At 60.4% G+C, this 17,651-nt stretch carries 5 protein-coding genes; 4 read left to right on the plus strand and 1 reads right to left on the minus strand.

Annotation, left to right across the window (positions count from 1 at the left end; translation table 11 throughout):
* Positions 1-259: 259 nt before the first annotated feature.
* The 4 genes from PMI20_RS10915 (at position 260) to PMI20_RS10930 (ending at position 17,000) form a co-directional block, all read left to right on the plus strand.
* Complete coding sequence (locus tag PMI20_RS10915; RefSeq protein ID WP_007920644.1) at positions 260-1,966, plus strand: ShlB/FhaC/HecB family hemolysin secretion/activation protein; 1,707 nt, start codon at positions 260-262, stop codon at positions 1,964-1,966.
* Positions 1,967-1,991: 25 nt separating this feature from the next.
* The gene (locus PMI20_RS10920) at positions 1,992-15,614 is read left to right on the plus strand and encodes a two-partner secretion domain-containing protein (protein ID WP_007920646.1); all 13,623 of its coding nucleotides are present in this window, start codon (positions 1,992-1,994) and stop codon (positions 15,612-15,614) included.
* Between the two features lie 8 nt (positions 15,615-15,622).
* On the plus strand, positions 15,623-15,898 hold the full coding sequence (locus PMI20_RS10925; RefSeq protein WP_007920649.1) for a hypothetical protein: 276 nt from the start codon (positions 15,623-15,625) through the stop codon (positions 15,896-15,898).
* 547 nt (positions 15,899-16,445) lie between these two features.
* Positions 16,446-17,000: a hypothetical protein gene (locus PMI20_RS10930; protein ID WP_007920651.1), complete on the plus strand. Its 555-nt coding sequence runs from the start codon at positions 16,446-16,448 to the stop codon at positions 16,998-17,000.
* A gap of 69 nt (positions 17,001-17,069) precedes the next feature.
* On the opposite strand, the gene PMI20_RS10935 is transcribed toward PMI20_RS10930, so the two are convergent.
* Positions 17,070-17,330, minus strand: a complete 261-nt coding sequence (locus tag PMI20_RS10935; RefSeq protein ID WP_007920653.1) for a hypothetical protein — start codon at positions 17,328-17,330, stop codon at positions 17,070-17,072.
* Between the last annotated feature and the right edge of the window lie 321 nt (positions 17,331-17,651).

The following is a 17,651-nucleotide window of genomic DNA, read 5'->3' on the forward strand; positions in this document are numbered from 1 at the left end:
GGGTTATGCGGTTGAGGGCCAGGAACTTGGAAAAGTTCAGCGGTTGATCAGGTGAGGGGCGATCTTGAGTTCAGGGCGGAAGCAGGCTTGGCTGGGCCTTATCGGGGCAGACCCTTCGACGACTTAAGTTCTTCGCTGGAACCCCCGTTGCAGAGCCTCTCTCCTGCATCAGCCGGCAGGATGAATGATTGACGTCAAAATGATGGCCAATTAACATATTGATATCATTTTGACACTAATGCGTCTCGAGGGACCGAACATGTACTCACCCGCCCTCGCGGGGAGGTTGTGCCTGGCTTTGCTGTGCTTGACTCCGCTACACCTCGTTCATGCCGCTCCCACCCCCGGTGACACCGACCTGATCCGCGAACGCCAGGATCGCCTGCTCGAAGAGCAGCGCCGGCGCCTGGAAGAACTCAAGGAGCTGCCCGGTAAAGAGGCGGCCCCCACGGCGCCGACCGCACCTGCCGACACCCGCTGTTTCCCGATCCAGGACATCGAGCTCAAGGGCGCTGACAGCCTGTCCGCCGCCGAGCAGGCGCGCCTGCTCAAGCCCTATATCGGCCAGTGCCTGGGTGTCAGCCAGCTCAACGAGTTGCTCAAGGTCATCACCGATCACTACCTCGAGAAGGGCCTGGTGACCAGTCGTGCCTACCTGCCGCAGCAGGACCTGTCCGGCGGCCACTTGAAGGTGCTGGTGGTCGAGGGCCGGCTCGAAGGCTTGAAGGGCGCGGCCGACAGCCAGCTGTCCGAGCGCGAGCTGGCCATGGCCTTTCCTGGCCAGGTCGGCGAGCGGGTCAACCTGCGGGAAATCGAACAACTGGTGGACCAGCTCAACCGCCTGCCGTCGAACCAGGCGCAAATGGAGCTGGCCCCCGGCAAGGAGGTCGGTGGCAGCGAAGTGCTGGTCAAGAACACTGCGCAAAAGCCTTGGCGGGCCGGGCTGTCGCGCATCAACGATGGCCAGCGCAGCACCGGCGAGCAGCAGTGGGGCACCACCTTCGACTGGGACAGCCCGCTGGGGTTGGCCGACCAACTGATGTTGCGCGGTGGCCACGATGCCATGAGCGATCACCAGCACAGCTCCAACAACGCCATGCTCTCTTACAACCTGCCCTGGGGCTGGTGGAACTTCAGTTACACCTACAGCCAGAGCGAGTACCGCTCCCAGGCCCAGGCCAATGGTTTCAGCTTCAAGCAGACCGGCGACAGCCAGAACCACCAGCTGCGCGCCGAGCGGGTGATCCTGCGTGATGCGGTGAGCAAGACCTCGCTGAATGCCGGTCTGGCCTACCTGCGCACCAATAACTTCATCGAAGACAGCAAGCTGGCCTTGAGCAGCAACCGCCTCAGCGAAGCCCAGTTCGGCATCAACCACGGCCGGCGCATCGGCGGTGCCTTCGTCAACCTCGACCTGGGCATGCAGCACGGCATTGGCGCCTTCGACGCCCAGGACAATGGCCACCCGGGACCCGGCGAGCCGAATGCGCGCTACCGCAAATACACCGCCACCCTCAGTTACCTGCAGCCGTTCAAGCTGTGGGGCGAGTCGTTCAGCTTCAGCAGCCTGATGACCGGCCAGCGCAGCGAAGACGTGCTGTTCAGCCCGCAGCGCACCAGCCTGGGCGGGCAGTCGTCGATTCGCGGGTACAAGGACCAGTCGCTGTCCGGCGACAGCGGCGGGTACTGGCGCAACGACCTGCGCTGGAGCCGTCCGGTGACCTGGGCCTGGCTACGGCCACTGTTCACTGAGTACGGCAGCAGCCTGGGCTACGACCAGGGCGTCATCCGTGGCGATCGCTACAACGGTGAGCAGCACGGGCGCCTGTCGAGCAACTCCCTGGAGCTGTTCGCCCGCGGTCGGCACCTGGCGACCAGCGTGACCTTCGCCCATTCCCTTGAACGCCCGGATGTCCTGAGCGAGCGCGAAGCGCCGATCTACTTCCGCCTGGATTTCTTCCTCTGATTCGCGTTTTTCCGAGACCTTCGACATGGATGTTCGCCAATTCGCTTTCCTGGCCCGCCAGCCTTCTGCTGCCCTGAAAACCCGCGAGCACTTCTGCGGCCTGCCCAAGCGCGGCCTGGCGTTCATCCTGGCCAACGCCATGTTCTGGCAGCCGCTGTGGGCCCAGGCGGAAGGCATCGTGGTCAGCGCGCCGGGCACCAGCCTGGGGCAGGCAGGCAACGGCGTGCCCATCGTCAATATCGCCACGCCCAATGGCAGCGGCCTGTCGCATAACCAGTTCCACGACTACAACGTCGGCCAGCAGGGGGTGATCCTCAACAACGCCACCGACCGCACGCAAAGCACCCAGCTGGGCGGGATCATCGTCGGCAACCCGAACCTCAAGGGCGTCGCGGCGCAAACCATCCTCAACGAAGTCAACGGCGGCAGCCCGAGCCAGCTGCGCGGCTACACCGAAGTGGCGGGGCAGTCGGCCCATGTGATCGTCGCCAACCCCTATGGCATCAGCTGCAACGGCTGCGGCTTCATCAACACCCCGAAAGCCACCCTGACCACCGGCAAGCCGGTGATCGAAAACGGCCAGCTCAGCCGTTATCAGGTCGATCAGGGGCAGGTGACTATCGACGGCGCGACGCTCAACGCCAGCAACGTCGACCGCTTCGAGATCATCACCCGCAGCGCCAGGATCAACGCCGAGATCCAGGCGAACAACCTGACCATCGTCACCGGCCGCAACGACGTCGACGCCCGCACCCTGAACGCCACGGCCCGCGCCGACGACGGCAGCGCCAAGCCGGAACTGGCGATCGACTCCTCGGCCCTGGGCGGCATGTATGCCGGGGCGATCAGGCTGGTGGGCACCGAGGCCGGGGTCGGGGTAAAACTCGACGGCAAACTGATCGCCAGCGGCGGCGATATCCAGCTCGATGCCAATGGCCATCTGCGCATGGTCGACGCCTCGGCGGCCAATGGCGCGGTCAAGGTCAAGGCGGCGAGTCTGGATGCCCAAGGATCGGTCCATGCCGGTAGCGCACTCACTGTGCAAACCCAGGGCGACCTGAATAACCGGCAAAACCTGACCGCGCGCGACAGCATCAGCCTCAGCGCCGGCGGCCGCCTGACCAACAACGGCATCATCGAAGCCGGGGTCAATACCGATAACAGCCGCAATGCCAATGGCGATGTCAGCCTGAGCGCGCAGACCCTCAATAACAGCGGCAAGAGCGTGATCGCCAGCCGCAATCTGACGGTGACCACGGCGCAAGCCCTGAACAATCAGGGCGGTACCCTGAGCGCGAAACAAAACGCGAACGTCCGCGCGGGCACCCTGGATAACCAGAACAAGGGCCGGGTGCTGAGTGGCGGCAGTCTCGAACTCACGGCCGGTCAGGTGCTCAACGGCCGGGGCCTGATCAGCGGCGACGGCAACCTCAGCGCCACATTGGGCCATCTGAATAACCACGATGGCGAAGTCTCCAGCGCCGGTATCACCACCCTGACGGCCAACAGCCTGGACAACAGCGGCGGTCAGGTCACCGGTGACGTGGCGTTGAACATCGGCTTGATCGGCGCCCTGAACAACCAGGGCGGTGTCCTGGGTTCCGCCAAGCGTGTGAGCATCAGCGCCGCCAGCCTGGATAACAGCCATGCAGGCAGCCTGGCCAGCGATGGCAGCCTGACCACGCGGATCGCGGGCCTGTTCGATAACCAGAGCGCAGGAGACCTGGGTGCCAAGGGGGTGGTGGACCTGCAGGCTGGTAGTCTCGACAACCGTGGCGGCAGCCTGACCGGCAAGGATCGCCTGAGCCTGGACACGGCTTTGCTGGACAACCGCGCAGGCAAGGTACGCACCGACAAGCACCTGCAACTCGATGTGCGCCAGCTCGACAATCGCGACAAAGGCGTGATCACCAGTCAGGCAGGGATCGGCCTGACCGGTACCCGCCTGGACAACCGCGGCGGCTTGCTCAGCGCCGTCGGCCCAGTGACGCTCAAGGCTCAGAACGTGCAAAACGCCCTGGGGCGGATCGCCAGCCAAGGCGATGTACATGCGACCGTCGACACCTTCCAACAACTGGGCGGCACCCTGGTGGCGCAAGGCAACCTGACGCTGATCGGCAGTGTTCTCGACAACCGTGACAACAGCCTGGTCGCGGCGACAAAAGCGCTGAAACTCGAGATTCAGGGCATCGACAACCGCGCCGGAAAACTGTCCAGCGGAATCACCACTGAAGTTGACGGCCAGCAGCTCGACAACAGTGACGGCGGCAGAGTCCTGGCCGGTAGCGATCTGGAGCTGAAGGTTGGCCGTCTTATCAATCAGAGCAAGGGGTTGATCCAAGGCAAGGGCACCACGACGCTGAACAGCCAGAGCCTGGATAACACCGATGGCGAGATCGACAGCCACAACGGGCTGGAGATCACCCTGGCCGGTGGGCTCGACAACACCCGCGGGCTGGTCCGCAGCGACCGCCCCCTGACCCTGGGCACCAGCAAACTGACGAACACCGCCGGCCGTATTGAGAGCGTGGAAGACCTGTCGATCACCAGCCGTGGCGAACTGCTCAATCAGGGTGGCTCCATCAAGTCCGAGAAGGGCCTGACTGTCGCCAGCGGCCCTCTCGATAACAGCCAGAAGGGCCTGCTGTCCGGCAAGCACGCCACGCAAATCACCGCGACGACCTTCAACAACAGCCAGGGTGGAAGCCTGCGCAGTGAAAGCAGCCTTGGCCTGATCGCCACCCAGGTCAATAACGCCGGTGGCAGCATCAGCAGCGCCCAGGACCTCACGGCCAGCGTGACCGGGCTCGATCAGCAACACGGGGAGCTGTTCAGCGAAGCCGCCCTGAGCCTGGACCTGAACAACGGCCAGCTCAATAACCAGGGTGGCTACATCCATGCGCCGGGAGCCCTGCAGCTCAAGAACCTGAAGGGCGTCGACAACCGAAAGGGTGAGATTTCCAGCGCCCGGGCTTTCAGCCTGAAAGCGCAAAGCCTGGACAACAACGGCGCCAAGCTGATCAGTGACCAGGGGCTGACCCTGCGCATCGCCGAGGCCCTGAACAACGTGAAGGGCCTGGTCAGCGCCAGTTCCCTCGACAGCCACAGCGCCAGCCTGGACAACACTGATGGCGTGCTCGGCACGACCGGCGACCTGGACCTGAAGGTCGATACGGTTTTCGCTAACCGGCGGGGCACCGTTGTCGCCGACGGCGCGTTGCTGCTCACCGCCGCCAGCCTGGACAACCGCGCTGCCGATATCTCCGGCAAACAGGATGTGACCGCTCGGATCGGCACCCTGGACAATCAGGGCGGCAAGTTGATCGCCACTGGCGTGCTGGACCTGACGGGGGCGAGCCTCGATAACCGCCAAGGCGGTCTGGTAGGGGCGACAAAAGCGCTGAAACTCAAGGTCGATACGCTCGATAACCGAAGCGGCGAGCTTTCTACCCAGGCCGGCCTGAGCCTGACAGGCAAGCACCTGGATAACAGCGACCAGGGTCTGGTCGAGGCCCATGACACGCTGACGCTCAAGGTCGATGAGGTGATCAACCAGGCTGCCGGCTTGATCAATGCGCTGGCCGACCTGACGATCACGGGCGGGCGTATCGATAACCGCAGTGGGAAAATCAAAAGCCAGCAAGGCCTGGACCTCACACTCAAGGGCGACCTGCAAAACAACCAAGGGCTGATCGATAGCCAAAGCACCCTTGATGTGGCCGCGGCAGCCCTGGACAACAGCGACGGTCGTCTCATGAGCGCTGCTGCGCTGGACCTCGGCGCTCGTGGCGCCTTGACCAACGTGGGCGGCAAGCTGGTGAGCGAGGGGGGCGTGCAGTTGCGCAGCGCCAGCCTGGACAATAGCCACAAAGGCGTGATCAGCGGCAAGGGCGCGGTACAGGTCACCACCGGCGACTTCGATAACAGCCAGGCCGGCAGCCTCGACAGTGGCGACACCCTGGACCTGACGGCGGCAAAACTGACCAACGCGGCCGGGCGCATCGGCAGTGACAAGGCACTGACCGCGAAGGTCAGCAGCCTTGAACAGCAGGGCGGCAGTCTGTTCAGCAACACCAGCCTGAGCCTGGACCTGAACCATGGCCGGCTGAACAACCGGGACGGTTTCATTCACGCGCCGGGTGCGCTGCTGCTGAAAAACCTCAGTGACGTTGACAACCGCAACGGCGAAATCTCCAGCGACGCGGCCTACGAACTCAACGCCAAGAGCCTGAACAACGATGGCGGCCAACTGCTCGGAAACCAGGCGTTGACCTTGCGGGTCGAACAGGCGCTCAGCTCCATCAAGGGCAAGATCGGTGCCGCGGCGCTGGAAGTACAGGCCGCCAGCCTGGATAACAGTGCCGGCGAATTGACCAGCCGTTCGGGGTTGAAACTGACGGTACAGGGGCAACTGACCAACCAGGACCAGGGGCTGATCGACGCTATTAACGGCTTGAGCATCGCCAGCGGTGACTTGAACAACCGCCACGGTTCCGTGCTGGCGGGTGACTGGCTGAACCTGTCGGCCAAGGCGCTGAACAACACGGACAGCGGGCTGATCAACAGTAAAGGCGCGCTGGAGCTGACCGCGCACCAGTTGGACTCAAGCGATGCCGGCGAGGTGTCGGCCAAGGGCGACATGAACCTCAAGGTCACGGGGTTGACGCAGCGTGGCGGTCGCCTGTTGGGCGACGGCGCGGTGACCCTGGACCTGGCCAATGGCGATCTCGACAACAGCCTCGGCCGACTGAATGCCAAAGGCTTGTTGAGCATCAAGCAACTGCAGGACCTGAAGAACCAGCAGGGGACTCTGTCCAGTCGCCAAGGCTTCACGCTGACGGGCCGCACCCTGGATAACACCCAAGGCAAGTTGATCAGTGAGGCGGCGCTGGGTGTCGTGTCCGGCCAGTTGCTGAATGAAAAGGGCCTGGTGTCGGGGATCAAGGGCCTGACCGTCGAGGCGGGGAGCCTGGACAACCGCAACCACGGGACGCTCTCCAGCAAGGAGGGCAACCTGGCCGTTGACGTCAGCGGCGCCCTGCTGAACAGCGGCGCCGGCGCCCTGGCCAGCAATGGCACGCTCAAGCTGAGCGCTGCGAGCCTGGACAACAGCGGCGAAGGGGTGGTCTCCAGTGTCGGCGGCCAGACGCTCACGGTCGCCGGCCTGCTGAATAACGCGGGCGGCGGTCTGCTCGACAGCGGTGCCACCCTTGATCTCAAGGCGGCAACCTTGAATAACCAGGCCGGCAACCTCAGCGCATTGCAATCGGTCGATCTGCGCGCCGGCAGCCTGGACAACAGTGGCGGCAGCCTGGCGACAAAAGGTGATCTGACCCTGGACGTGGCGGGTAACCTGGACAACGTCCTGGGTACCCTCAGCAGTGACGGGGCCTTGCTGCTCAAGCGCGCGACTCACGTCGATAACCGCGGCGGCAAACTGATCGGCCAGGATCTGTTGACCTTCAACGCCGACAGCCTGGACAACCGAGACCACGGCACCGTGGCGGCCAACCGGCAAGCCATCCTGACTGTCGCGGGAGCTGTCCAGAATGCCCAGGGCGGCTTGATTTACAGCCGTGATGCCGGCCTTGAGCTGAAGGCTGCCAGCCTCGACAACAGCAAGGCCGCGGTGCAAAGCCAGAACGGCCTGACGCTGAATATCAGCGGCGACTTCAACAACCAGGGCGGCAAGGTCATCGGTCAGGACGGCGCGGTCAGCATTACCGCGGCCAACCTCGACAACCGTGGCGGGGTGCTGTCGAGCCTCAAGGGCGCGCTTGAAACCCATATCAGTGGCGTGCTGCTCAACGGTTATGACCTGAATGACCAGCGCCAGCGTGGCGTGATCGAAGCCCAGCGCTTGAACCTGCGTGCCTTGGCCGGGCTGAACAACAACGGGGGGCGCATTGCCGCGCGCCAGGGCGATGTCATCGTCAACACCGCCGGCTTCGACAACCGCAATGGCGGGCTTTACGCCAGCGGCCAGCTTGGCGTCACCGCGACTACATTCGACAACGGCGGCGACAAGGGCGGGCAGGTTGCCGGTCAAGGCATCGATCTCGGCTTGAGCGGTGCATTGAACAACCGCCTGGGGGTTATCGAGAGTGACACCGCGCTGCTCATTCGCGCGGCCAGTATCGACAACGCTCAGGGTCAGCTACGGGCCGCCGGGAGCGGCGGCAAGAGCCTGTTCCAGATCGGCGGCTTGCTGGACAACCGTAACGGTCGCATCGAAGTGGCCAGTACCGACCTGGGCCTCGGCGCGACGAGCTTGCAGAATGCCGGCGGCACCCTGCTGCACTCCGGCAAGGGGCAATTCGATATCTCGATGGCCAACGTCAGCGGGGCGGGCGGCACCCTGGTCACCCAAGGGGGGCTGACCCTCAATGCCGACTCGTGGAGCAACACCAGCGTGATCCAGGCTGGACGCCTGAAGGTCAACGTCAACAACTTCTACCAGAGTGCCGGCGGCCAGCTGCTGGCCTCCGACAGCTTTGAGGGCGGTGGCGGCAACTGGAACAACGATGGCCTGATCGCCAGTGACGGCAGCCTGAGCCTGCAACTGTCCGGCGCCTACGGTGGCAATGGGCGACTGACCAGCCTGGGCGACATGAGCTTCGGCGCCGCCCAGCTCGACCTGCCAGGCGCCGCGACTATCACCGGGGGCGGCAACACCCGGATCAATGTCGGCGGGGTACTCACCAATCGCGGACGCCTGAGCTCCACCCAGGGGCTGACGGTCAATGCCGGGGCGATCAATAACTATGGCTCCCTCGGCAGCGCCGGGGCCCTGACCCTCAATGCCGGGACGCTGCTCAATTCCGGTGTCAGCGATGCCGAGCACAGCTCGATCTTCAGCGGCGGCGACATGCAGTTGCTGGGCAACACCTTCAGCAATCGCTATGCCGACGTTTTCAGCATGGGCAGCCTGCTGGTGGCCGCCAATGCCGGGCAGGCCCAGTCGAGCCTGCTGGAAAACCGCTCCGGCACCATCGAAAGCCTGGGTGACATGACCATTCGCGCCATGACGGTGAAGAACGTCATGGACATCCTCACCTACTCGGAACACGAGAAGTACTACGCCGCAATCACTGAGTTGCCGTGCGGCCCCTTTGGGGTATGCCATGTCAAGAAGCATGGCAATCGGCGTAATGCGGTCTGGCAGCTCACCGAGCGTGATCGCCTGCAGGTGACCGCCAGTACGGCGGCCTCCAGTATCTCCAGCGGCGGGCAGCTGGACATCGGTGCCCAGGAGCTGAGTAACGAAAGCAGTTTTATCGCTTCCTCCGGCAACCTGGCGATCAACGCCGTCAGCATCAAGAACCAGGGGGTGGTGCCCCAGGACATTGAAACCACCACCATCAAATACAACCATGTGGATGAGTACCAAGGTGCGGTCGCTGCGGTGGCTGCCTTCAATGCCAGAAATGGCACCAAGCCGTCTGCTACTTTCGAAGCCGACCTGGCGCGGTTCAATGCCCTGATGACCGGTACTCGAAAACTGGCGGGTGGTGGTACCAAGGCTCTGGCAAGCAGCGACGGCAAGCGCTTCGACGCCATCATCCAGTCCGGCGCCAGCGTCCAGCTCAACGCTTCGGAGAAGATCGACAACGGCGTGGTGCGTGGTTACTACGCCTATGTCGGCGGCGGCAAGAAGACCGGCGACACTTCGACGGGCAGTCAGTATTCGACGCCGATCTATATCAACTCGCAATTGCCGCCGGATCTGGCCAAGCAGCAGGTCAATCCCTTGGCCCTGCCAGGCTTCACGTTGCCGGTCGGGCAACACGGCCTGTTCCGCCTGAGCAGCGAAGGAGCCGGCGACACCGCGGCGACCCAGCGCAACCCGGCACCGATGGACTGGAGCATGGGCAGCATCAGCCTGAGATTCGCCGAGCGCGAGCAGAACCTGGCCCAGAGTCAGGCGCGGGCGCTCCAGGTCGATTCGCTGGTTCCGGTGGCAGCGACTGAGCGCAAGCTGGCGCAGGTTGGCGCGGTGCAGCCTGGTGTCGATGCCAGTCTGCCGATGATTAGCGTCACGACCCCGACGGACAGTGGAACGGCTACTCAAGGGCCGGTATACAGCCGTACCCCGGCGCAACAGGTGCAAGGCAGCATTGTGCGGGTCCAGGGCATCCCGATGCTCGACAATCCCCCTCAAGCGCACAAATACCTGGTTGAAACCAACCCGGCGCTGACCAACCTGAAACAGTTCATGAGCTCGGACTACCTGCTGTCGAACCTGGGTTACAACCCCGACAACAGCTGGAAACGCCTGGGCGACGGTTTCTACGAACAACGGCTGATCCAGCAGGCGGTGGTCGCCCGCACCGGCCAACGTTTCATCGATGGCCAGGACTCCGACGAGAAACTGTTCAAGTACCTGATGGATAACGCGCTGCAGAGTAAGCAGCAGCTCAACCTGGCGATCGGCACCTCGCTGACCTCCGAGCAGGTCGCGGCCCTGACCCACGACATCGTCTGGCTCGAATCGCACCCGGTAAATGGCGAGAACGTGCTGGTGCCGGTGCTGTACATGGCCCACGCCAACAACCGCCTGGCCGCCAACGGCGCGCTGATCGCCGGGCAGGACATCAGCCTGATCGCCGGCAAGGACCTGCTCAACGCCGGCACCCTGCGCGCCACCAACAACCTCTCGGCCAAGGCCGGCAACGACCTGGTCAATAGCGGGCTGATCGAAGCCGGCAATCGCCTGGACCTGCTAGCGGGTAACAACCTGGTGAACAAGGCGGGCGGCATCATCGCCGGTCGCGATGTGAGCCTGACTGCCCTCAACGGCGACCTGGTCAACGAACGCACGGTCACCAGCCACCAGAACAGCGGCGGCGATCTGCAACAACGGCGTGACTTCCTCGACAGCGCCGCGCGTATCGAAGCCGCCAATGACCTGACGCTCAAGGCCGGTCGCGATTTCAATAACGCCGCTGGCGTGCTGCAAGCGGCGCGTGACACCACGATCAACGCCGGCCGGGACGCCAACCTCACAGCTGTCGAGCAGCAGGACAACGAGACCCGGACCAACTCCCTGCACACCAGCACCAGCCAGCATGGCTCGGTGCTCACCAGCGGCCGCGACCTGACGATCAACAGCGGCCGCGACCTGTCGGCCATCGCCAGCCAGATCGACGCCAAACGCAACCTCGCCATGGCCGCCACCGGCAACCTGACCCTGGCCTCGGCAGCGGACGAACAACACTCGTACTCCAGCTCGAAGAAGTACAAGGGCCAGTCGGACAAGGTCAGTCAGGTGGCCACGGCGGTGACCGCAGGTGGCAGCGTGGCCCTCAGTGCCGGCAAGGATCTGGAACTGATTGCCAGTCGGGTGAGTGCGGGGGATGAGGCGTATCTGGTGGCCGGTGGCAACCTGGCGCTGGAGTCCGCGGAGGACAGCAACTACAGCTTCTACAGCAAGACCAAGAAGGGTTCGTCGGGCAAGAAGAGTCGGCTGGATGAAACCTCCAGTACCACCAACGTGGCGAGTCTGGTGACCTCGGGGGGGAATAGCGCTCTTGTTGCCGGGCAGGACCTGCTGATCAAAGGCAGTGGTGTGACGGCCGATAAGGGGGGCGTTCGTTTGGTCGCCGGCAATGATGTGCAAATCGAAGCCGTCACGGACTCCCAAAGCGCACGTCATGAGAGCAGCTCAAGCAAGAAGAGCTGGGGTGGCTTGAAGTCGAGCAAGATCAAGGATCAGGTCAGCGAGACACGTACCGAGGCGGTCGGCAGCACCGTCTCCGGTGATACCATCAGTGTGGCAGCGGCGCGCGATGTTTCAGTCACCGGTTCATCTCTGGTCAGCACTTCCAACATGAAAGTTCAGGCCGGTCGGGACCTGATAGTCGATGCTGCTGAAAACACATTCCAGCGCAGCGAAATGCACAAGGCGAAAACCCGTGATCTGAGCGGGATCATGACCGCCAACAATCTTGGGGTCGACGACATCACGGGCAATCAGCACCTGTCGATCGGTAGTCAGAAGCACAATGGTAAAGCTCAGGAAACCACGCTAACGGGCAGTACCATCGGCTCCAGTGAGGGCAGTGTCCAGCTGATTGCCGGTCGTGAGCTGAAGGTTGTTGCCAGCGATCTGGTCAGCACCAAGGACATGACCCTTAGCGGTTCTGACGTCACGATCACGGCAGGGGTTGAGACCGCCAGGCAAAGCACCACCGACAAGTCCAACAGCCTGGCAGTAGGTCGTGTGGTTGGTGGGATGGTCATCGATACGGCCCAAAGCATTCGCGACAACCTGAAAGCTGCCAAAAACGCTGACGATGATCGCTTAAAAGCGGTGAAAACAGCGCAGGCAGTGCTGTCGGCCTACAACATGTATGCCATGGGGCAAGAGTCCATTGACAACAGGAAGGACAACAAACCAACCAATAGCTCGGGCTCACTGATCAAGATTGGTACTGAGCTGGGCAGTACCCATAGCAAAAGTACAAGTGACTACAGCAGTGAGACAGCCAAGCAATCGAGCCTGCTCAGTGGTGCAGGCCTTGCTGTCATCGCTACTGGCAAGGTGGCAGGTTCCAGCGGAGATATTCATGTTGTTGGCAGTAGTCTGAAGGCAGAGGACACGCTGCTCTCAGCCAAAAACAATATCACCCTTGAGAGTGCCCAGAACCGCAAGGAATGGGATAACCAGAACCACAATAGCAAAACCGCCATTGGCGCCAGCTTCAACATCGGTGCGCAGAACGGCTTCACGCTCGACCTCGGCGCTCAGGTTGCCAAAGGCATGGGCAAGGGCAGTGAGCTGAACCAGGTCAATAGCACTGTTGATACCGGTCGGTTAGCCATCAAGAGTGGTCAGGACACCACCCTGGCTGGCGCGCAGGTGCGTGCCGATCATGTTGACGCGGATATCGGCGGCAGCCTCAACATCAGCTCTCGTCAGGATGAGGCAAGCCAGGTCAACCGCCAGACCAGTGGTGGTTTTGGCGGCAGCATCTGCATTCCGCCGATTTGCTACGGCGCGCCAGTCACCGGGTCGGCCAACATTGCCGCCAGCAAAATGGATAGTGCTTACAAGGCTGTGATTGAGCAAACCGGCCTGTTTGCAGGCAACGGTGGCTACAACATCAATGTCGGGACCACCACCGTACTGCATGGAGGCGTGATTGCCAGCAACGCAACTGCTGACAAGAACCATCTGAGCACTGACCGCCTGATTGTCAGCGATATCAAAAACAGCAGTGAAATAAAGAGTCAGGCCGCTGGCGTGAGTGTCTCCTACACCGGTGGGTGGGGGGGAGATGGCAAGCCTGGGATTGGCGGTAGCATTCCGTTGATGCTGAAGGACTCTGACCACAGCAGCACCCGTAGCGCTATCAGCGAAGGCACGATCACGGTCCGCAATCCGGAGGGGGGCAATGATCTGCTCGGCCTCAACCGTGACACCGCAAATGCCAACCAGAAGCTTGATCGTCCCGATGAAAGAGCCATGCAGGAGCGTATGGATCTGATTCAGGGAGTAGTAGATCTGGCCAAAGGTACGCTGGATGCGATTGTGTCCGCCAAACAGAAAGACGCTATTAAGCAGGACAAAGAGGCGAAGACCAGTGAGCAGAAGCAGGCCGCCAGTATGGCCATGGCAGAAGCTAATCGCTGGGCTCCAGGGGGGGACAAACGCATCATGGCGGATGTCGCTACTGGTTTGATCGCTGCCGGCCTGGGAGGCGCCGGAGGCACTACCGGTGTAGGTATCCTCGCCAACACGACTGCCGCCGATACTTACAAGAAGATCGGCGATTACGCCAACCGGCATTATATCGATGCTAAAGATGACGCCACGCGTGCAGCGTGGGCCGAGGGAGGTGCCGCACGGGTGCTGCTGCACACCCTGGCCGGCGCGGTCCAAGGGTTGGCAGGTGGCAATGTACAGGGTAGTGCTATGGGGGCTGCGACCTCTGCAGCCCTTATGCCGGCCATTTCCAAGGCGCTGGAAAACAACGGTGTGATCAACGATGGCCCTAATGCTTGGGCGGCATTGATTGCCACAGGGTTGAGTGGTGCCGCAGGCTCGGGTGGCGACCTGTTCGCAGGGATAGCGGGAGGCCGCGCCGGGGCAGGTGTCGAGGTTTATAACCGACAGTTGCACCCAGATGAGGTCAAGTTCCTGCAGAACAAGGACCGTATTGCGCGCTTTGTAAAGTACCTGAAGGAGACGACAGGCGAGGACATCAGTCCTGAGTTGGCCGCAAAAGCCCTAAGCAAAGGGGGGGCGGCACTGGCTGACGCGCATTGGACCGATATTAATGGCTCTGACCTGATAACACAGGCATTTATCCGCGGGGAGGCTGCCCAATCCGGTCTGACGTACCAGGACGTCGATGGCCGCAAACATCTGTTCTTTGTCACAACGGCAGAAGAATATCGCAATGAAACGATCAACCTGAAAGCACTCTTTGACGCATACGCCGGCAAAGGCTCCAGCGTCGAGAGGTTCCTGTCCGACAACTTCGTTGAGCAGGGGCAAAACACCTGGCGTGATCGATATCGCGCTGGACAAGAGCTAGGCCTGGCAGACGCCAGTAAACGCTATGAAGGAACAGGTGGTGTCCTGAGTGGGGTGGCCGGTGATGTCGGTTCGATCATCGCGGGCATGGTCCACTTCCCCGTCACTGTTGTTCAAGCAGCGGGAAGCGACGAGATCGGGCCGGTTGATTCGGCGCGCATGATGGACTACTACCAGAGGCTCCTTCATATACAAAGCCGAGCGACAGAGGCTGGTTATATCGCCGAGTCTGATTACGCCACCAGTCAGCGCCTGATGCTTCTTGGGTTGCCGGTCAGTGAGCTGGGTGGGCTGGCGCTGTTGAAGGCATTCCAGAAGGGCTCAACCGGAACGGCCATCCAACTGGCAATTAATGCCGAGAAGAAAGCAGTCGGCCCGGATCTACCATCCTGGTATCGAGAGGATGGTGGTAGTGCTGGTGCTATGTTTACCAAGGAAGGAGGACTACCTGATGGCTATCGTCGGGTACTCAATACCCGCACTGGTAATTTTGAGGCATTGAGTCCCGATGGGACATTCTATGTATTCAATGAAGGTCTCTTGACGCCGAAGATTGGGGGGAATCTGGCTGCGTTGAAGGAAGCTGAGGGGAGAATTAAAGTTGCGAATGACGCCGCAGGCATCAAAGCGCCAATTGACCCCAAGCAGCTGGCGCTTGTTACCAGTCACAAGAATGCTCATGCAATATCGGTACATGGAGGAAGCGTTACGGATGGAGAGCTGATTTATCGTGCAAAATCGGCGATTAAGCCGGATGCAAATGTAGGGCCTTCCGTACCGCCGCTCTCGTCAGCTTTTCATAGCGATGATTTGTTAGTATTTGCGGATCAAGCGGTGCGAAACAACGGAGCTTTGCAAAAGGCAATCGCACGAGATCCTGGGCAAAGTGTAGTAAGGGTTACTGTGGCGGACGTTGGAGACCTTGGTGCTGATCTTGGTCGTGGATTCAAACGGGTCTACAGCTCAGGCAACCTTGTAAAGAACAAAGATACTTTCGGGGCTCCGGAAAGGGTGGGTAACTTGAGAAGTGTTGAGGGGGTTTATATGCTGAACCCTAAAAACAACGTATGGGAAACCATTTCTATTTTTCCTGCGCCTAAACCATAGGTGGTGCTATGAAGTATGTAAATTTGAGTTATTTTCTGAAGACGGTTTTTTCTGCTGATTTTGGCTTTTCAGAGGCCATGGCGATTGACCTTTATAAGGAGGCGGTTGATAACGCAGGTAAGAGAGGGGAACTTAAAAAAGAGTTGCTCGAGGCTTTTGAGGATGAATCTGTTTCCTGGAAGGAAATGCTGTTGAATGACGAGTATGAAGTCATGGATTTTGATTCTGAGGATGAGGCCCGGGCATATGCTAAACGTGTGCTGTGGGACCCTATTCTTGGATAGTTTTGCTGAATTACGGTGTTTGACGGAGTGAGGGCATTTCTTGAAAATCTGCTCGGTCAAGTGTGTCAGTCGGCTCTGTCAGTAGTGTGTTGAGGCGTGAGTAGGTAGATAAGGAAAACCCATGAGTGCCCATAAGAGTCCGTTGCAAGCGTTCGTGATGTCTTGTATGGGGCAGGCGGGGGGCTCTATATGGGGCGTATAAAGTGGGTGCTATGGGGGTAGGACTTTTGTCTATGGGGGTTGTGGCGCTTGGTGTCTTCGCTTGATTGCTAGTCCAATAGGGCTGTACGTCTTGGTAGCATTCACCATCATAGTCAAGTCAGGTTCTGCCAAGGCGCATCGCGATTGGCGTGCCACTACTGCGGTGAGTCAGATACCCTAAATATTCGATTTCACCTGCTTTAGTGGCAGGTCTTATTATTGTGCTGCTAGTGGGATACTCAAGGTTTTAGTCCTTGGTTATTAAAAACTACTTCATTTCCTCTGGCTCGATGGTTCCAGTTTTATCTATTGGCAACTATGCAGGTTTTTTAAAGGACATTCATGCGTGAGCAGAACCTCACTATCGCTGCTGATCCTGATGCTCACATTACCCGGCTGCCATTCCAACGTCAGAGACTCTTCTCCCAGCTTTCTGAACGACGGCATCCAGCTACACCAAAGTACGGTAGCGGTCGATGCGCAGCACGCCAAAGTCATCATGAAAGCATCAGGCTATACATTTCCAGTAGAGTTCTCAGTCCGTCGTGCGACAGATCCTGATCAACGAATGGAGGTGCTGGGGACCGTGGTGGATTCAGGCCGGGGTAAGGTGCTCGACTGGATCGCCAAGCTTAACGAAGTGGCCAACAGTGCTGTGGTTAAACGCTTCCCACAGTTGGAGGTACAGGCCGATGTTGATAAGCCTTTTGAGGTGTCGGGATATTCTTATGATAGGGGCGTCGGAGATACCTATCATTGTGGCCCGCTGAAAAGCACCTTTACACCAGAGCGAAGCAAGGTCTATCTGGTGGAGTTTCAGTTCATTGGTAAGCATTGTGAGCAGCATGTTTACGATGTCACCCAGCCACAGGAGCGTATTCCTGTAGTGAGTTTGCCTTAGCGTCTGAATCCGACTTGAGAACGCGAAACGGACGACCCACAAGTCGCCCGTCTCCATTTACTACGCCGTCTACGCCTGCAACTGTCTCCCCATTACATCCATCAAATCACACCCATCGCGCAGCATGATGCTGCAAACCAACGTCAGTTCCTGAAGGAGAGCAGGTTCATGACGAGGGGCATCAGCTACCGAAAAGCTTTCCAGCAGCTGGGTTACCGCGCGTATGCGATAAGCAGCCGCATCGTGCAGTACGTCAATAGGTGCCTGGGTATCGATAAGCAGGTAGGGAAAATTGCAGTCGTGGCCGGTAATGGGCATGTAGCGATTCATGATTTATATCCTTGTGCCTGTCTGAGTGTTGCTACTCATCCGTCGCCAAACGAATGGGTGGCGGCTGTACGCAGGTTGGCGAACCGGCGACACAAGAAACCGGCAGACCCGAAGGTCTCCCACGCACAGCTGCCATAAAGCAAAGGCCTGCGCTCGCAGGGGCGTATTCTGCCTTATTGCAGAATACGCAGCCTACTTGTGTCTCTCGGGTCGCCAAACCCGGTCGCCATTTGGGCGACCCATCGACTGTAAATCGCACTGTGGTTGGCAGGAATAAGGTGAGTGCACTGTAGGCTGTAGGGCTTTTCTGATTAGCGCAGA

It is taken from the genome of Pseudomonas sp. GM17 (assembly GCF_000282175.2).
GTDB classification, from domain to species: domain Bacteria; phylum Pseudomonadota; class Gammaproteobacteria; order Pseudomonadales; family Pseudomonadaceae; genus Aquipseudomonas; species Aquipseudomonas chlororaphis.